Below are 17,918 nucleotides of genomic sequence, written 5' to 3' on the forward strand. Positions count from 1 at the left end.
CGGCTCACACCGCCCCGGCGCCCGTCAGCGAGCGGACCTCCGTCTCGGCGTGCTTGCGCTCGTCCGCCTCCTCGGCCGAGGTGACGGTGCCCAGCCAGCCCGCCAGGAAGCCCAGCGGGACGGAGACGATCCCCGGGTTCTGCAGCGGGAAGTACTGGAAGTCCACCCCGGGGAAGAGCGATTCCGGGCTCCCCGAGACCACGGGCGAGAGCACGACCAGCAGGACCGACGGGATCAGGCCTCCGTACACCGCCCAGACGGCGCCCCGCGTGGTGAACCCGCGCCAGAAGAGCGAGTACAGCAGCACCGGCAGGTTCGCCGAGGCCGCCACCGCGAAGGCCAGTCCCACCAGGAACGCCACGTTCAGGTTCTGCGCGAGCAGCCCGAGGCCGATCGCGACCGCCCCGATCCCCACGGCCGCGGTCCGCGCCACGGAGACCTCGCTGCGCTGCCGGGCGTGCCTGCGCTTGAGGGAGGCGTACAGGTCGTGCGCGACCGAGGCCGAGGAGGCCAGGGTGATCCCGGCGACCACGGCGAGGATCGTCGCGAAGGCGATGGCGGCCACGAAGGCGAACAGCACCGCGCCCCCGGTGGTCTCGGCGCCCCCGCCGAGGAACGCGGCGAGCAGCGGCACCGCCGTGTTCCCGGAGGCGTTGGAGGCCCGCACCTCGTCCGGGCCGAGCAGGGCCGCCGCCCCGAAGCCGAGCACGATGGTCATCAGGTAGAAGCCGCCGATCAGTGCGATCGCCCAGACCACCGACCGGCGCGCGGCCCGTGCGGTGGGCACCGTGTAGAAGCGCGACAGGATGTGCGGCAGCCCGGCAGTCCCGAGGACCAGCGCGAGGCCGAGGCTCATGAAGTCGACGCGGGCGGTCCAGTCGCCGCCGTACCTGAGGCCGGGGCTGAGGAACCGGAGCCCGTGGCCGCTGCGGTCCGCGGCGCTGGTGAGCAGCTGGCCGACGTTCCCGTGGAAGCGCAGCAGCACCAGCACGGTCAGGGTGATCGCCCCGCCCATCAGCAGCACCGCCTTGACGATCTGGATCCAGGTGGTGGCCCGCATCCCGCCGAAGGACACGTAGACCACCATCAGCGCGCCCACGCCGATCACGGTGAGCGTCCGCGCCACGGTGCCGGAGCTCCCGAGCAGCAGGCCGACCAGACTGCCCGCCCCGACCATCTGCGCGACGAGGTAGAGCACGGAGACGACGACCGAGGACGTGCCGGCGGCGATCCGCACCGGCCGCTCGCTCATCCGGGCGGCCACCACGTCGGCCAGGGTGAAGCGCCCGCAGTTGCGGACCAGTTCGGCGACGAGGAACAGCACCACGAGCCAGGCGACGAGGAACCCCACCGAGTACAGCATGCCGTCGTAGCCGAAGAGGGCGATCAGCCCGGAGATGCCGAGGAAGGAGGCGGCGGACATGTAGTCGCCCGCGATGGCGAAACCGTTCTCCAGAGGGGAGAACAGCCGCCCGCCGGCGTAGAACTCCTCCGCCGAGCCGTGCCGGTTGCGGCTGACCCAGGTGGTGATGCCGAGGGTCACGGCGATGAAGAGGCTGAACAGGATCAGCGCGAGGGTCTGGTGCTCGGTGGTCACCGGCCGCTCCCCCTCGCCCGGTTGCGCTCCTGGCCGCGCTCCTGCTCGAAGACGGTCCAGCGCAGGTCGAGCGCGGCACGGTCCCGGCGCAGTCGCGCGTGCCGGGCGTACGCCCACGTCAGCAGGAAGGTGCTGAGGAACTGGCCGAGCCCCGCCAGCATGGCCACGTTGACGGCGCCGGCCACGGGCCGGGCCATGAAGCCGGGTGCGGCGGTGGCGGCGACCACGTAGGCGACGTACCAGAGGAAGAAACCGGCGGTCGCGGGAACGACGAACCCGCGGTAGCGGCTGCGGACCTCCTGGAAGGCGGCGCTGCGCTGCACCTCGAGGTAGATCTCGGACGCGCCGGGCGCGGGGCGGCCGTCGGGCGCCGGGGGCGGGGACGCTTCGCCGCCCTCGCCCCAGCCGACGGCCAGCGCGTCGTACCAGGGGTCGTCCAGCCGGATCGTTCCGGCATCACGACCTTCGTGCTTGTCCACCGAACTCTCCTTGTCCGCTGCCGCATTGGCCGCGTGCCCACAAGGATGTGCGGATTGGACCCTTTCCGGACTGGTGTCCCGGAACTGTTCACCCCTTCAGGTGATGGAGTGAGCAGCCCGGGTGTGCCGGTCGCGGGGTCAGGCGTCGATGCGCGAGCGGTCCAGGGTGGCCGCGGAGCTCGTGATGAACTCCTTGCGCGGGGCGACCTCGTTGCCCATGAGGAGGTCGAAGACCTGCTCGGCGGAGTCCAGGTCGCCGATGTTGATCCGGCGCAGGGTGCGGTGGCGTGGGTCCATGGTGGTCTCCGCCAGCTGGTCGGCGTCCATCTCGCCGAGGCCCTTGTAGCGCTGGATCGAATCCTTGTACCGGATGTTCTTGCGCTGGTACTCCAGGAGGGTCTGGCGCAGTTCGTTGTCCGAGTACGTGTAGACGTACTTGTCCTGGCCCTTCTTCGGCTGGACCAGCTCGATCCGGTGCAGCGGCGGAACGGCCGCGAAGACCCGGCCCGCCTCGACCATCGGCCGCATGTACCGCTGGAAGAGCGTGAGCAGCAGGCAGCGGATGTGCGCGCCGTCGACGTCGGCGTCGACGAGCAGGACGATCTTGCCGTACCGGGCGGCGTCGAGGTCGAAGGTGCGGCCCGAGCCGGCTCCTATGACCTGGATGATCGCCCCGCACTCGGCGTTCTTGAGCATGTCCGAGACGGACGACTTCTGGACGTTGAGGATCTTGCCGCGGATGGGCAGCAGTGCCTGGAATTCGGAGTTCCGGGCGAGCTTCGCCGTACCGAGGGCCGAGTCGCCCTCGACGATGAAGAGCTCGCTGCGCTCCACGTCGTCACTGCGGCAGTCGGCCAGCTTCGCGGGCAGCGAGGAGGTCTCCAGCGCGGTCTTGCGGCGCTGCGCCTCCTTGTGCTGGCGGGCCGCGATGCGCGTCCGGGCGGCCGCGACGATCTTCTCCATCACGGCGCGGGCCTGCTGCTTGTCGTCGCGCTTGGTGGAGGTGAGGAAGGCCTTGAGCTCCTTGGCCACCACGGCGGCGACGATCCGGGTGGCGGCCGAGGTGCCGAGCACCTCCTTGGTCTGGCCCTCGAACTGCGGCTCGGCGAGGCGGACGGTGACGACGGCCGTCAGGCCCTCCATCGCGTCGTCCTTGACCACGTCGTCCTCGGCGACGCGCAGCAGCTTCGCGGAGCGCAGGACCTCGTTGACGGTCTTGGCGACCGACCGCTCGAAGCCGGAGACGTGGGTGCCGCCCTTGGGGGTGGCGATGATGTTCACGAAGGACTTGACGTTGGTCTCGTAGCCCGTGCCCCAGCGCAGGGCGATGTCCACGCCGAGCTCGCGGGTGACCTCGGTGGGGGTCATGTGGCCGCGGTCGTCGAGGACCGGGACGGTCTCCTTGAAGGTGCCCGCGCCGGTCAGGCGCAGCACGTCGCAGACGGCCTTGTCCTGGGCGAGGTAGTCGCAGAACTCGCTGATGCCCCCGTCGAAGCGGAAGGTCTCCTCGGTCTTGCCGGCCCCGTCGATGCCGCGTTCGTCGCGGACGACGAGGGTCAGGCCGGGGACGAGGAAGGCGGTCTGGCGGGCGCGCTGGTAGAGCGTCTCCAGGCTGAGCCGCGCGTCCTTGAGGAAGATCTGGCGGTCGGCCCAGTAGCGGACGCGGGTGCCCGTCCTGCCCTTGGGGACGCGCTTGACCTTGCGCAGGCCGTTGGCGGGGTCGAAGGGGCTGTCGGGGCCCTGCTCGGTGAACATCCCGGGGACGCCGCGGCGGAAGCTGATGGCGTGGGTGGAGCTGCCCCGGTCGACCTCGACGTCCAGGCGGGCGGAGAGCGCGTTGACCACGGAGGCGCCGACGCCGTGCAGGCCGCCGGAGGCCGCGTACGAGCCGCCGCCGAACTTTCCGCCGGCGTGCAGCTTGGTCATGACGACCTCGACGCCGGACAGGCCGGTCTTGGGCTCGACGTCCACGGGAATGCCGCGGCCGTTGTCCCGGACCTCGACGGAGGCGTCCTCGTGGAGGATCACCTCGATGTGGTCGCAGTAGCCGCCCAGGGCCTCGTCGACGGAATTGTCGATGATCTCCCAGAGGCAGTGCATGAGGCCCCGGCTGTCGGTGGAGCCGATATACATGCCGGGGCGCTTGCGGACGGCCTCCAGCCCTTCGAGGACGAGCAGGTGCCGCGCGGTGTAGTTGGAACCGTCCCGGTCTGCTCCGGACAGCAGCGCGCTGGAAGGCACGGACGTGTCGGCGGTCACGCAGTTCGCTCCTCGCTGAATTTCTTTTCTGGCCCGGTCGGGCGCAGGGGTGGCTCGGTTGCCGGTCGAAGGGTACCGAGGCCAGGTAGAGCCGATGCAACGCCACCCTCGCGCGTTCCTCAGCCTAGTCCAGATCCGTACGGATGTTCGATCCCCCGTGCGGGTGACGGAAACATCACGTTCCCTTCCAGGCATGAACCATTTAGGGTTCGGGCACGTCCTCATGAACAACCTGGCACTCACGCCGGGGAGGATGGAACTGCAACAAGCGAACGACTGACAACGCGAAACCGTAAAGCAACGCAATACGGCTCCTTCGCCGCCAACCGGCAGCAGCCGGCCAGCTTCGGAAGGAAGTTTCGAGGAAAAGCCGCGAGCGGGAACGTTTTCGGCCTGGTTGGATGTTGACCCTGGTACGACAGCTCGTCGAGCTAGAGAAGAGGCGACGTGACTACTGTTCTGACACCCGCGACCCCGCTGACGGCCGCTGACCGATGCGACCGTTGCGGCGCCCAGGCATATCTGCGCGTCGTCCTGCTGAGCGGCGGTGAACTGCTCTTCTGCGCCCACCACGGTCGCAAGTTCGAGCCGGAACTCAAGAAGATCGCCGCGGAAATACAGGATGAGACCGAGCGGCTTACGTCCGCTCCGGCTGCCAATGCCGCCGAACCCGAGGACCGCTGACACAGGCCTGCACCTCGCATCCGACGAGCCAGGACCGGCCAGGCCGGTCGACGGGCGGCACCCCTGAGACCCAGGGGTGCCGCCCGTCCTCATGTCCGCGACCGGCTCGGTCACCAGTCCGTACGATGCCCCCATACGGGCCCTGCGCCCGGTCCGGAGCCCCTGCGGGCGCCCGGCGGGGTGCCCTGGTCCCCGGCGGGCTGCGCGCCCGTCTCCGGGGCCGTCACGAAGCCGGCGAGCGGCGCGACACGCGTGTACACCCCCGGGCTGTCGGCCCGCCCGCAGCCCCGGCCCCACGACACGAGCCCGATGAGCCTCCCCTGCGCCACGAGCGGCCCCCCGCTGTCGCCCTGGCAGGCGTCCCTGCCGCCCCCGTCGTCCCCCGCGCACACCATCGACTCGGCCCGGTACTGCCCGTCCGCGTCCCCCGGGTAGGCACGCCCGCACACCTCGTCGGCCAGTACGGTCACCCGCGCGGCCCGCAGCGCGTACGCGTAGTCACCAAAGCCGCTGGTGTCGCCCCAGCCGTATACGGCCGCCTCGGTCCCGGGGGCGTAGGCCGGGTGCCCAGCCCCGGCCATGGGGAGGACGTAGTGGGCGGGCACGGATTCGGCGAGGTCCAGGACGGCGAGGTCCCCGGAGTTGCTCCGCGGGTCGTAGTCCGGGTTCACCCGGGCGCCGCGCACCGCGATCTCGCGGCCGTCGCTCCCCCGCAGCTCCGTACGGCCCGTGATCACGCGGAAGTCGGACACCGACTCGACCGGGCCGCCCAGCACCTCGCGCCCCAGGCAGTGGGCCGCGGTCAGCACCCGGGTCGGGGACACGATGACGCCCCCGCAGAACTGGCCGCCCCGCGTACCCCCGAACCGGTCACGGCTGGCGAGGGCCACGACCCACGGGCTGTCGGCCGCCTTGACCGGCTTCCCGCCGATCACCACGCTGTCCGCGGCCGCCTGCGGCGTCTGAGCCAGGGGCGCCGCGGCCGCTCCCGCCGCCAGGGTCAGCGCTCCCGCCAGAGCGCGGGCAATGGGACGACGCATGAGGCCTCCTGACTCCGAGTGTGCATGACTCCACCCAGAGTGGGATGCCCGGGGGCCGTGCGCACCCGCGCGGCCACCCGCCGTCGCCCCCGTACCCGTCAGTCCAGGTAGTCGCGCAGCACCTGGGAGCGGGAGGGGTGACGCAGCTTCGACATCGTCTTCGACTCGATCTGGCGGATCCGCTCGCGGGTGACGCCGTAGACCTTGCCGATCTCGTCGAGGGTCTTGGGCTGGCCGTCGGTGAGGCCGAAGCGCATGGAGACCACGCCGGCCTCGCGCTCGCTCAGGGTGTCGAGCACCGAGTGCAGCTGCTCCTGGAGGAGCGTGAAGCTCACGGCGTCGGCCGGGACGACGGCCTCGGAGTCCTCGATGAGGTCGCCGAACTCGCTGTCGCCGTCCTCGCCGAGCGGCGTGTGCAGGGAGATCGGCTCGCGGCCGTACTTCTGGACCTCGATGACCTTCTCCGGGGTCATGTCGAGTTCCTTGGCCAGCTCCTCCGGGGTGGGCTCGCGGCCCAGGTCCTGGAGCATCTGGCGCTGCACGCGGGCGAGCTTGTTGATGACCTCGACCATGTGCACCGGGATGCGGATGGTGCGGGCCTGGTCGGCCATGGCGCGGGTGATCGCCTGCCGGATCCACCACGTCGCGTACGTGGAGAACTTGTAGCCCTTGGTGTAGTCGAACTTCTCGACCGCGCGGATCAGGCCCAGGTTCCCCTCCTGGATCAGGTCCAGGAAGAGCATGCCGCGGCCGGTGTAGCGCTTGGCGAGGGAGACCACGAGGCGGAGGTTGGCCTCCAGCAGGTGGTTCTTCGCGCGGCGGCCGTCCTCGGCGATGATCTCCAGCTCGCGCTTGAGCTTGGGCGCCAGCTTGTCGGAGTTCGCCAGCTTGTCCTCGGCGAAGAGGCCCGCCTCGATCCGCTTGGCGAGCTCGACCTCCTGCTCGGCGTTGAGGAGCGGGACCTTGCCGATCTGCTTGAGGTAGTCCTTGACGGGGTCGGCGGTGGCGCCGGCCACGACGACCTGCTGGGCGGGGGCGTCGTCCTCGTCGTCCGAGATGACGAAGCCCTTGTTCTCCCCGCCTTCCTCTTCCTCGTCGGCCTCGGCCTTGGCCGCGTCGGGACCCTCGTCCGGGGTCTCCTCGTCACCGGCCTCGTCGGCGTCCTTCTTGGCGGCGGTCTTCTTCGCCGCCGTCTTCTTGGCGGCGGCCTTCTTCGCGGGTGCGGCCTTCTTGGCCGCCGTCTTCTTCGCCGCCGTCTTCTTCGCCGGGGGCTCGGCTCCGAGCTCCTCCACGAGAGCGTCCGAGGTCTCCGGGTCCGCCGTCTCGGCCGCCGGTGCCGCGGCGGCGACGGGCTGCGCCGCCGTCGCCTTCGCCGCTGTCTTCTTGACGGGCTCGGTGGCCGTCCGCTTGGCCGGGCTCTTCGCTGCGACGCTCTTGCGGGTGGTGCGCTTGGGCGACTCCGCGGCACTGACCATCAGCGTCACACCCTCTTCCTCGAGGATCTGGTTGAGGCTGCGCAGAACATTCTTCCACTGGGTCGCAGGAATCTGGTCAGCCTCGAAGGCCCGACGCACGTCATCGCCGGCGATCTGCCCCTCGGCCTTGCCCCGCTCGATGAGCGCCATCACAGACTCGGAATCGGCGATCTCCGGCGGGAGCGTACGGGATGTGCTGGCCGACACGAACAACCTCTCGGAACGATGGGAACGGCTTCCGACCCCGGGCCTCGTGGTGCTGGACCGGAGCCGACGACCACCGACTGGGGATGGGCCGGGGGCGCGGGCAGGGGCCGGGGAGCTGCACAGCACCCGCAAGGGCTGCTGTATTCCCTCCGTCGGCCATCACCTCTTAAGTCATCGCGCGACCTCGCAGAGCGTTACGCCCAATCTTCGTGGCCCGAGTCACACCCCGTATGCGGGAATGCCGGTCATAGGCCTATACGCGCCGGTACGGCGGCACCGACACGCCGGGAACCGGCCCCCGCACGCCGGTGTCGCCGGGCCCGACCCGGGCCCGGCGACATGTCGTGACACCTCTGCTTCCCCGCGCGTCCGCCCGTCAGTGCTCGCGCGGGGCGGGCACCACGCGCTCGACCTCCGGATGCACCGTCAGGAGCTGGCGCATGGCGCTCTCGGCTCCGGCCGCGTCACCGGCGGCGAGGGCCTCGACCATGCGCGCGTGGTGGGCGACGCAGGCCTCGCTCGGGCGGTCGCAGGCTGTGACCGGGCTGCCGGAGACCTGGAGGGCGGCGGAGACGATGCCGGAGAGGTGCTCCAGCATGCGGTTGCCGGCGACCTGGATGAGGAGGGCGTGGAACTCGTTGTCGGCACGCGCGAAGGTGATCGAGTCACCCTGGCCGAGGGCGTGGCCCATGATCTCGACCATGTCGGCGAGACGCTGCTGGATGTCCGGGCGGCCGTGGCCGGCGGCGAGGCGGGCGGCGAGCGGTTCGATGGTCCAGCGGAGCTCGCCCAGCTCGCGGCGCTGGTCGTCGCGCTGGGGGCCAAAGGCCCGCCACTCGATGATGTCGGGGTCGAGCAGGTTCCAGTCGGCGACGGGCCGGACCCGGGTGCCGACGTTCGGGCGGGCGCTGACGAGGCCCTTGGCCTCCAGCACCCGCAGGGACTCGCGGACGACGGTGCGGGAGACCTCGAAGCGCTGGCCGATCTCCTCGGGGACCAGCGGACGGTCCGCTCCGAGGTCACCCGAAACGATCATCTGGCCGAGCTGCTGGACGAGTTGGCCGTGCAGTCCGCGGCCGCGGCTGCCGGCGGCGCGACGGCCGACCCGGCTCAACTCGACGTCGGCTCCGTCCCAGTGGGGCGCTCCGACGCGGTCGGACCCGGGGGCCTCCGCGTAGGGGTAGCGGTCGAGTTCGCCCGGGCCGGCGAGGCCGGAGTCGGCATGGCGGGCGGCGGTCATCATGGTGTGCGCAAGGGTACTCACGAATCCTTTGTCGGCCGTGCTTCGGCGACCCTTGAGGTCTTTGGTGAAAAGCACACGAAAGGGTGATCAGTGCCACCTACGCAATTGACGACTTATCGTAAAGAACCGGGCCTTTTACGGGGAGTTGCGGTCCGCTTCACGCGAGGTGGACCGCAACGGTCGTCTCCTGCACTACTCCGGCATCGGAACGATCACCAACGGACCCGGCTGCGCAGTCCGGTGAACCCATAGGCGCACAACAGGACCATCAACGACAACACGAGTGCCGTTCCGACGGGTTGGGCCATCACCCGCAAGGCCCCCAGGACCAGCCGGTCCGCCTCCGGGGGCCACTGGACCCAGCTCAGGCCGCGCAGTCGGGGGGCGAGCCCGGTCACCGGGTACGCGGACGGACCCTCCAGCACCTTGCGCACCAGCGGAACCACCATCACCGGCACGGCCAGCACGGCGGCCAGGCCCGCGGTGGCGGAGCGGAAGACACCGGACGCCAGGACACCGGCCCAGGCGGAGCCGATGAGCAGCCCGGCCCAACTCGCGCCCGGGGAGAGCCACTCCGCCGGGGTGCGCAGCGGGCCGCTGTCGAAGACGACGGCCAGGGCCGCGGCGTCGGCCGCCACGACCAGGGCTCCGATCAGGAGGGCGAGGGCGGCGCAGACCCCGAGCTTGGCGGTGAGCAGCCCCATCCGGCGGGGAACGGTGCCGCGGTCGGCGGCGAGCGCGGGGTAGCGGTACTCCTCGCCGAAGGCCAGGGCCCCGAGCAGACCGGCGCCGAGGGCGGCGGGCGGCAGCGGCAGCAGCTCGGGCCAGGCGGCGAGCATCCGGTTCTGCGGGGTGTGCCCCGCCTTGGCCAGCCCCAGGGCGGTGAGCACCGAGACGGCCACGACGAGTGCGGTGGCGAGAAGGGGCGTGGCGGTGCCGAAGACCCGCAGCAGTTCGTAGCGCAGCGGCCGCAGCGGGCCGCCGACGCGGCGCACCGCCGAGGCGGGCCGCCGGGAACGGGCGCGCCGGGCCCGCCCGCCGCCGGGCCCGTCGGCTCCGCCGGAAGCGGCGGCGGCCGAGGCGGGGCCGGAGCCCGCCGGGGTCGCGGCCGAGGCGCGGGCGTGCGGGACCGGCGACGCCGGGGCCCCGGCGTCACCCGTCTCGTCGGCGAGCTGGTGGACCAGCACGCCGTGCCGGAACGCCGCCTCGCCGACCTCGGCGCAGTTGCTGCCGTACACCGACAGGCGGCTGCCGCTCTCCGCGACGATCTCCACCGCGCGCTGGGCGGCCCGCGCCTCCCGGCCCAGTACGTCGGCCAGCCGGGCCGCGTGCGGGGTGCGCACGGTGACCCGCGGGCGCAGCCGGGTCCGGGCGAACTCGGCGGCGTCCTGGTCGGCGACGAGCCGGCCCGCCTCGATGCTGACGACGCGGTCGGCGCTGCGGGCGGCCTCCTTCGCGTCGTCGGTGGTGAAGAGCACCACCCCGCCGAGGGAGGCGTGCCCGCGCAGCAGCCCGTGCAGCCAGCCGCGCTCCCGGGAGGAGAGTCCGGCGCCGGGCTCGTCCAGAAGCAGGGTGCAGGGATCGGCGAGCAGGGCCGCCGCGAGCGCGACCCTGCGCTCCATGCCCAGCGAGAGCGAGCCGAGCCGATGGTCCCGCAGGCCCGCGATACCGACGACGTCCATCATGGTGTCGGCCCGCGAGGTGGGCACCCCGGCGGCGGCGCAGAGCATCCGCAGCTGGTTGCGGACGGTCCGCGACGGGTTGCCGGGGACATCGCCGAGCACCACGCCCACCTCACGGGCGGGATGCGGGATCAGGTGCAGGGGGCGCCCGCGGAAGTAGGCGACGCCGCGGCCCGGTTCGAGTTCGAGCATGAGCCGCAGCGCGGTGGTCTTGCCCGATCCCGGCGCGCCGAGCAGGGCGGTCACGCTCCCGGGGTGGGCCTCGAAGGTGAGGTCGTCCACGAGGGGCGGGGTGTCGGGGCGGTGGGTGCTGGTGAGTCCGATGGCCTGGAGCATCGCTTCTCTCGCGGGGTGTGAGACCGCTCTGCGGCAGGGTGAGTACCGCAAGCAAGATAACGCGATATGTCCGATTTACTGTGCAACCGGTCCGACAGGACACCGATATTGCCGCCGACCTCGCCACGGATGGCGGCGGGGCCGGACCCGGGGCGTCAGACTTCCGGGCGCAGCATGGGCGGGTTGAGCAGGGTGGCTCCACCGGCCCGGAACAGCTGGGCCGGGCGGCCGCCCTGACGGGTCGTCGTCCCCCCGGCCGGCACCAGGAATCCGGGGGTTCCGGTGACCTTGCGGTGGAAGTTCCGCGGGTCGAGGGCGACGCCCCAGACGGCCTCGTAGACCCTGCGGAGCTCCCCGACGGTGAACTCGGGCGGGCAGAAGGCGGTGGCCAGCGAGGAGTACTCGATCTTCGAGCGGGCCCGCTCGACCCCGTCGGCGAGGATGCGGGCGTGGTCGAAGGCCAGCCCCGCGGACGGCTGGTCGGTGGCCGCCAGCAGTTCGTCGACCGGGGCCCAGCGCGCGCTGTTGGCGTCCCCGCCCGCCCGCGGCGCAGGCAGGTCCGGAGCCAGCACCAGGTGCGCCACACTGACCACGCGCATCCGCGGATCCCGCTTGGGGTCGCCGTAGGTCGCGAGCTGTTCGAGATGCGCCCCGTTGCCCGCGCCGGGTACGGCGGGGTCGTGCGCACACAGCCCGGTCTCCTCGGAGAGCTCGCGGGCCGCTGCCCCCGCGAGATCCTCGTCGCCGCGCACGAATCCGCCGGGCAGCGCCCAGCGTCCCTGGAACGGCTGCTCACCCCGCCGGACGACCAGCGCACAGAGCGCGTGGCGCCGTACGGTGAGCACGACCAGGTCGACGGTGACGGCGAAGGGCGGATAGGCCGACGGGTCGTAGGGCGACATGACGCGATCATAGTCGTCTCCCTGACGATAATCAGCGCTTTGGTGACCTTGAGGGCACTGATCCGGAGGCCGGGGGCCGCCGGCCGCCTAACCCCCCAGTTGGAGCGCATCGGCGGCCTCCTCCACCATGCCGAGGCCGAGCCGGCTGATCCGGACGGCGAAGGGCTCCCCCGCGACCCGCAGGCCCGAGAGGCGCACTGCGCCGAGGGGGGCACCGGGGAGGGGGCTGAGGGCGACCGTGCCGGCGGGGGCGTCGGGGCGGATCCCGGCGAGGGCGGTCAGTACGTGGACCCCGGCTGCCGCGGCCACCGCGGCGGGGCGGCAGGCCGCCGGGTGCGGGAGCGGGGCGCTGCCGGAGGTCCGCTGCTCGGCCGCGTACATCTCCGGCAGCCGGTAGCCGAAGCCCTCGGCCGCGTCCAGCAGGCCCCGCAGCAGTCCGGCGGCCTCCTTCTCGAAGCCCGCCTGTGCCAGGCCGGCCACCGCGACGGCCGTCTCGTACGCCCGCACCGCGCCCGAGCGGTGGCCGAACGGGTTGTGTCCCGGTTCCCTCGCGGCCATGCTCCGCAGCCCCCAGCCGCAGTCCATGGCGGGGGCGCCGAGGAGCCGGGCCAACTGCTCGGTGCGGACCGGGTCCAGGAGCCCCGGAGCGAGCCGGCCGCCACCGAGCAGTCCGGTGTCGAGCAGGTGGGCGGCGGCCCCGGTCAGGCGGGGCAGCGGCCGGCCGTCGGGGTGCAGGGCGGCCGCGGGCCGGCCGCCGTCGGGGCCGTCGATCCAGAATCCGCTCCGGAACCGCTCGCGCAGGGCGGCCGCCCGCTCCCGCCACTCCTCGGCGCCGGGCCGCCCGCATCCGGCGAGGAGGTCGGCGCCGAGCAGCGCGGCCCGGTGGGCGTGGGCCTGGGTCTCGCAGCGCCGCGGCCCCGGGTCGGGATCGGCGACGAAGCCGTCCTCCCCGAACGTGCCGCGCAGCCAGTCCAGGCACCGCTCGGCGGCGGGGAGCAGCCGGGCCACCTCCTCCTCCGGCATGCCCCACAGCCGGGCTTCGGCGAGCACCGCCGGGAAGGCCAGGGTCGCCTCCGTGCCGGTGCAGCCCGGCGGGAGCTGCGGCCCCGCCCCGCGCAGCGGTCCGGGGATCTTCCCCGCGCCCGGATCCCGGCCGCCGGTCTGGCTCCGGGCCAGGATGCGCAGGGTGGCCGCGGCGAGCCCGGTCCCGAGCGGCAGCGCCATCCGGGCGGCCCAGAGCGACTCGGCCGGGGCCAGCCCCAGCCGCCACGGCACCCCCGCGGCCGCGAAGGCGTCGCCCGGCTCGGCGGGATCCCGCAGCAGCAGCGCGCCCAGGTCGGCGACGCTGGTCCGGAACCAGGCCTCGACCCGCGGGTCGTCCCCTTCGGCCCGGGCTTCCGCCATCGGGTTCGCCACCTGCCCGGCGGGAGCCCGCGCGCCGCGGTCCCGTGTGGTCCGCAGCTCGATGGTGCGGGACTCGCCGGGGCCCAGTTCGAGCTGCCAGCGCAGCAGCCCGGACGAGGCCAGGGCGTCGTCGGGCGGGGGCTCGGCGACGGTGACGGCCTGGGCCTCGCCGGTGCTCCAGCGCAGTCCGGCGGCGTGCACCGCGGCCGGCAGCTCGGGACCGGCCCGGCCGGCGACCACCTCGGCCAGCTCCGCCAGGTCGGTGCCGAGCAGGACCTCCACGGAGAGGCGTACGGGCCGGGCCGTGAAGCTGCGCAGGGTGATCCGCTCGGTGCCGTCGGCGTGCCGGACCCGTTCCACACCGATGTCCGGATCGGGGCCGGGGTCGGCGCCGGTGCGCACCGTCGCGGTGAAGGCGGCCCGGTCGGCGCCGAGGCTGCGTCCCTGGACGGCCACCGGATCCCGGCCGCCGACGCGCAGGACGCAGCGGGAGAGCAGCCGGCGCCCGGAGCGGTAGATCCCGTCGATGCCGCGCCCGGTGAGCTGGCCGTGCTCCGGCGAGATGGCCAGGCAGGGCGCGGCCACACAGATGACGGCGCCGTGCACGGGCGGCAGCTCGGGCCTGCGGGGGGCGGGCACGGGTGGTCGGGCGGGTGCGGGGTGGGACATCTGTCGCCTTGTCTGCGCTCCGGTCGGTTCGGCTGGGCGGCGGCGCGGCCGGGCCCCCACCACCCCCCAGCTGAACGCCCCCGCCCCCGCCCGGGTCACGGGCCCGGGCCCCGGCCGCGCCCGCCCGGGGTGAAGCCGGAGCCTGAGCGCCGCCCCCGCGGCACACCACAGCCGTCGCACCGGAACACCACCCCGCGGCGGACACGAGGTCTGCCGGCCGCGGCGCGCGCTCACTGTTCGCTCCCCGTGGTGCGGCGGGACCCGGGGCGGGCGCTGGCCGTCCGGCCGGGGCGGCCCGGAGGACGGGTGCCCGCCTTCGGGCGCCCCCGCCGGGGCTCGCGGCGCCGCCGCTCCTCGCGCAGGCACTGCCGCAGCCCCTCGGGGTCGAGTCCTTCGTTGCAGGCGTGGTGCAGCAGCTGGGCGAAGCGGTACTCGGCGTCCGCCCGCAGCGCCAGGCTCAGCGCGATCCGGGCCGTCGGCTCGTCGCCGGTGGACCACGAGACCCAGCCCGCCAGGGTCAGCGGGGCCGCGGCGTGCTCGCCGTAGGCCCCGACGCAGCGCCGGGCGAGGGCCCGCCACAACCGCAGGGCGGGGGCCGCCTCCTCGTCCTCCATCCACTCGGCCGCGATGTCCCGGATCTCCCGGTCCTGCAGGCCGAGGATGAGCGAGGCGGCCTCGTCGTGGCCGAGCAGCGCGTCGTCCCGGTCGTCGGCGTGCGGGCCGCCCTCTGCGGGCCGGGCCAGGGTCATCCGCGTCATCAGCGACCGGGCCAGGGTGAGGGTCTCGGCACCGACCTCCTCGCGGGTGGCGCCGTCGAGGATCTTCGGCACGAGTGCGGCGGCCGCCCGGTCCAGGGCCCGTTCCATCTCCACGGCCACCGGACCCCGCAGCGGCGCCAGCCGGCCCTCGATCTCCTTGAGGGAGCCCCGGACCTGGAGGCCGGCGAAGGTGGCCGCGGCGGCCATCACGGAGGTCCCGACCGCGGCCAGCGGGCTGCCCTCGGCCGGGCAGCACCGTTCGTCGGGGCACACGTAGGACCAGAAGCGGCCGGCGGAGAGGCACAGGGCCTCCAGTACGGGCACGTCCAGGGCGCCGCAGGCCAGACGGATCCGCTGGGCGAGCGGCCGCAGCCGGGTCATCACCCGCTGGCCGCTCTCCTCGCCGCGCGGATCCTGGCAGAGGAAGACGACGATGCCGTCGGGCTTGCCGCCGCGCCGCTCGCTGCCCCGGATCAGGCAGTCGGCGACCTGCCGGGCCGTGTCCTCCCATTCCGCGGGGGCGGCCGGGATACCGACGCGGAGCCGGCCGCCGAAGCGCCCGCCTTCGCCGTGGACGGCGACCAGGACCAAGGAGTCGGTCGGGTGGAACCCGAGCATGTAGGGCAGCGCGTCGGCCAGTTCCGCCGGGCTGCGCAGGGTGATCTGGGGGTCGGTGGAGCCGGCCGGACTGATGGACGGCCGGTCGGACGGGGTGCGTGATTCGTGGTTGTTCGTCATGCCACGAAGGTCCCGTGCGTGATCCGATCCGGAAACCCCTGTGGATAACCCGTGGAACGCGGACGAACATGTGACGGTTCAACATCCACAGGCTCAGAGCGGCGTTGGCGCGATGTCAGAGGCATCGGGTTGCATGGGGGCATGAACGCAGACCTGAGGTCCTCCGCCGATTCCGTCCTGGCCCAGCTCGTGGGCGACCCCACGGGCACCGCTCGGCTGCGCGAGGACCAGTGGCGGGCGATCGAGGCCCTCGTCGCGCACAAGCGGCGGGCCCTCGTGGTGCAGCGCACCGGCTGGGGCAAGTCCGCGGTCTACTTCGTCGCCACCTCGCTGCTGCGGGCGAGCGGAGCCGGCCCCACCGTGATCGTCTCCCCGCTCCTCGCCCTCATGCGCAACCAGGTCGAGGCCGCGGCCCGCGCCGGGATCCGCGCACGCACCATCAACTCCGCCAATCCCGAGGAGTGGGAGGGGATCCAGGCCGAGATCGCGGCGGGCGAGGTGGACGTCCTGCTGGTGAGCCCCGAGCGGCTCAACAATCCGGACTTCCGCGACCAGGTGCTGCCGAAGCTCTCCGCCGCGACCGGTCTGCTCGTCGTGGACGAGGCCCACTGCATCTCGGACTGGGGGCACGACTTCCGGCCCGACTACCGCCGGCTGCGCACCATGCTCGCCGACCTCCCGCCGGGCGTCCCGGTGCTGGCGACCACCGCAACGGCCAACGCCCGCGTGACGGCCGACGTCGCCGAACAGCTCGGCACCGGCGCCGGCACCGACGCGCTGGTGCTGCGCGGCGCCCTCGACCGCGAGAGCCTGAGCCTGGCGGTGCTGACCCTGCCCGACGCGGCGCACCGGCTGGCCTGGCTCGCCGACCACCTCGGGGAGCTGCCCGGCTCCGGGATCATCTACACGCTGACCGTGGCGGCGGCCGAGGAGGTCACCGCCTACCTGCGCCACCGCGGGCACACGGTCGCCTCGTACACGGGCAAGACGGAGAACGCCGACCGCCAGCAGGCGGAGGACGACCTCCAGGCCAACCGGGTCAAGGCCCTGGTGGCGACCTCCGCCCTCGGGATGGGCTTCGACAAGCCCGACCTCGGCTTCGTCGTGCACCTGGGTTCGCCCTCCTCCCCCATCGCCTACTACCAGCAGGTCGGCCGCGCCGGCCGCGGCGTGGAGCACGCGGAGGTGCTGCTCCTGCCGGGCCGCGAGGACGAGGCGATCTGGCAGTACTTCGCGTCGGTCGCCTTCCCGCCTGAGGAGCAGGTGCGCCGCACCCTCGACGTCCTCGCCCAGGCGGGCAGGCCGCTGTCGCTGCCCGCCCTGGAGCCGCTGGTCGACCTGCGCCGCACCCGGCTGGAGACGATGCTCAAGGTCCTCGACGTGGACGGGGCCGTGCACCGGGTCAAGGGCGGCTGGACGTCGACGGGCGAGCCGTGGGTGTACGACGCCGAGCGGTACGCGTGGGTGGCCCGCCAGCGTGCCGCCGAGCAGCAGGCCATGCGGGACTACGCGGCGGCCACCGGATGCCGGATGGAGTTCCTGCGCCGCCAGCTCGACGACGAGGAGGCCGCCCCCTGCGGGCGCTGCGACAACTGCGCCGGAGCGCGCTTCACCGCGGAGGTCTCCACCACCGCTCTGGACACCGCGCGCGGTGAACTCGGCCGCCCCGGCGTGGAGCTGGAGCCCCGCAAGATGTGGCCGACCGGACTGGCGGCCGTCGGCGTCGACCTCAAGGGTCGTATCCCGGCCGGGGAGCAGTCCGCCACCGGGCGGGCGCTGGGCCGGCTGTCGGACATCGGCTGGGGCAACCGGCTGCGCCCGATGCTCGCCCCGAACGCTCCCGACCAGCCGGTTCCGGACGATGTGGTCCAGGCCGTGGTCGCGGTCCTGGCCGACTGGGCGCGGGGCCCGGGCGGCTGGGCCTCGGGGGCGCCGGACGCCCCGGCCCGGCCGGTGGGCGTGGTCGCGCTGCCCTCGCGCGGCCGCCCCGAGCTGGTCGGTTCGCTGGCCGCGCGGATCGCGGAGGTCGGGCGGATGCCGCTGCTCGGAACGGTCGCGTACACGGACCGGGTTCCGGAGTACGGCCTGCCCTCCTCCAACAGCGCCCAGCGGGTCAGAGGACTCCACGAGGCCTTGACCGTGCCGCCCGCCCTGGCTGCCGCGCTGGAGGAGGCAGCGGGGCCGGTTCTCCTTGTGGACGACCGCGCCGAGAGCGGTTGGACGCTCGCGGTGGCCGCCCGGCTGCTGCGCCGGGCAGGGGCGAAGGAGGTGTTCCCGTTGGTACTTGCGCTCCAGCCGTAGCGGAATGCGTCATCTACGGCGTGGAGGGGCAAGGATATGAACGGCATACCGGCGAATTCCGGTCGGCGGCTTCAATTGCTCGTTGCCGCATGCTCGGAGGCCACGCGAGAATCGGAGTGCTCCCGCTCGGCTCCCCGGCACTCC

Annotated in this window: 12 protein-coding genes; 2 read left to right on the top strand and 10 right to left on the bottom strand. The window is 73.2% G+C overall.

The features are described 5' to 3' along the window. Positions 1-4: 4 nt before the first annotated feature. From ACFTXQ_RS05705 to ACFTXQ_RS05715, 3 genes are all read right to left on the bottom strand, one after another. The gene (locus tag ACFTXQ_RS05705; protein ID WP_382636179.1) at positions 5-1,597 is read right to left on the bottom strand and encodes a cation acetate symporter; all 1,593 of its coding nucleotides are present in this window, start codon (positions 1,595-1,597) and stop codon (positions 5-7) included. After that, entirely contained in the window at positions 1,594-2,076 is a 483-nt protein-coding gene (locus tag ACFTXQ_RS05710; protein WP_382636180.1) for a DUF485 domain-containing protein, read from the bottom strand. The genes ACFTXQ_RS05705 and ACFTXQ_RS05710 overlap by 4 nt, the downstream gene beginning before the upstream one ends. A gap of 138 nt (positions 2,077-2,214) precedes the next feature. Beyond that, a complete protein-coding gene (locus ACFTXQ_RS05715; RefSeq protein WP_382636182.1) occupies positions 2,215-4,335 on the bottom strand; it encodes a type IIA DNA topoisomerase subunit B in 2,121 nt (706 codons plus the stop codon). A 447-nt stretch (positions 4,336-4,782) separates the two neighbouring features. On the opposite strand from ACFTXQ_RS05715, the gene ACFTXQ_RS05720 reads away from it, so the two are divergent. Beyond that, positions 4,783-5,019, top strand: a complete 237-nt coding sequence (locus ACFTXQ_RS05720; protein WP_215019552.1) for a hypothetical protein — start codon at positions 4,783-4,785, stop codon at positions 5,017-5,019. A 110-nt stretch (positions 5,020-5,129) separates the two neighbouring features. Here ACFTXQ_RS05720 and ACFTXQ_RS05725 read toward each other — a convergent pair whose 3' ends face one another. The 7 genes from ACFTXQ_RS05725 to ACFTXQ_RS05755 form a co-directional block, all read right to left on the bottom strand. Then, on the bottom strand, positions 5,130-6,059 hold the full coding sequence (locus tag ACFTXQ_RS05725) for a serine protease (protein WP_382636184.1): 930 nt from the start codon (positions 6,057-6,059) through the stop codon (positions 5,130-5,132). Between the two features lie 98 nt (positions 6,060-6,157). After that, positions 6,158-7,747, bottom strand: coding sequence for an RNA polymerase sigma factor (locus ACFTXQ_RS05730; RefSeq protein WP_382636186.1), 1,590 nt, complete (start codon positions 7,745-7,747; stop codon positions 6,158-6,160). 370 nt (positions 7,748-8,117) lie between these two features. Continuing rightward, positions 8,118-9,005: a FadR/GntR family transcriptional regulator gene (locus tag ACFTXQ_RS05735; protein WP_382636188.1), complete on the bottom strand. Its 888-nt coding sequence runs from the start codon at positions 9,003-9,005 to the stop codon at positions 8,118-8,120. A gap of 191 nt (positions 9,006-9,196) precedes the next feature. Next, positions 9,197-11,002, bottom strand: a complete 1,806-nt coding sequence (locus ACFTXQ_RS05740) for an ATP-binding cassette domain-containing protein (RefSeq protein ID WP_382636190.1) — start codon at positions 11,000-11,002, stop codon at positions 9,197-9,199. Between the two features lie 155 nt (positions 11,003-11,157). Continuing rightward, positions 11,158-11,904, bottom strand: coding sequence for an NUDIX domain-containing protein (locus tag ACFTXQ_RS05745; protein WP_382636192.1), 747 nt, complete (start codon positions 11,902-11,904; stop codon positions 11,158-11,160). Positions 11,905-11,991: 87 nt separating this feature from the next. Further along, positions 11,992-13,977 (bottom strand): glycogen debranching N-terminal domain-containing protein, encoded by a 1,986-nt coding sequence (locus ACFTXQ_RS05750; protein WP_382636194.1) that lies wholly within the window; start codon positions 13,975-13,977, stop codon positions 11,992-11,994. A 230-nt stretch (positions 13,978-14,207) separates the two neighbouring features. Further along, positions 14,208-15,473, bottom strand: coding sequence for a DUF4192 domain-containing protein (locus tag ACFTXQ_RS05755; protein ID WP_382636196.1), 1,266 nt, complete (start codon positions 15,471-15,473; stop codon positions 14,208-14,210). A gap of 141 nt (positions 15,474-15,614) precedes the next feature. Here ACFTXQ_RS05755 and ACFTXQ_RS05760 point away from each other — a divergent pair, with 141 nt between their 5' ends. Further along, entirely contained in the window at positions 15,615-17,774 is a 2,160-nt protein-coding gene (locus ACFTXQ_RS05760; protein WP_382636198.1) for a RecQ family ATP-dependent DNA helicase, read from the top strand. Positions 17,775-17,918: the final 144 nt, after the last annotated feature.

The sequence above is a fragment of the Streptomyces sp. NPDC057010 genome, assembly GCF_042673805.1.
Lineage (GTDB): Bacteria > Actinomycetota > Actinomycetes > Streptomycetales > Streptomycetaceae > Streptomyces.

Bases quoted from the DNA above. Each gene is read 5' to 3' on its own strand.
- ACFTXQ_RS05725 (WP_382636184.1), bottom strand. From the start codon at position 6,059: ATGCGTCGTCCCATTGCCCGCGCTCTGGCGGGAGCGCTGACCCTGGCG.
- ACFTXQ_RS05740 (WP_382636190.1), bottom strand. From the start codon at position 11,002: ATGCTCCAGGCCATCGGACTCACCAGCACCCACCGCCCCGACACCCCG.
- ACFTXQ_RS05745 (WP_382636192.1), bottom strand. From the start codon at position 11,904: ATGTCGCCCTACGACCCGTCGGCCTATCCGCCCTTCGCCGTCACCGTC.
- ACFTXQ_RS05750 (WP_382636194.1), bottom strand. From the start codon at position 13,977: ATGTCCCACCCCGCACCCGCCCGACCACCCGTGCCCGCCCCCCGCAGG.
- ACFTXQ_RS05755 (WP_382636196.1), bottom strand. From the start codon at position 15,473: ATGACGAACAACCACGAATCACGCACCCCGTCCGACCGGCCGTCCATC.
- ACFTXQ_RS05760 (WP_382636198.1), top strand. From the start codon at position 15,615: ATGAACGCAGACCTGAGGTCCTCCGCCGATTCCGTCCTGGCCCAGCTC.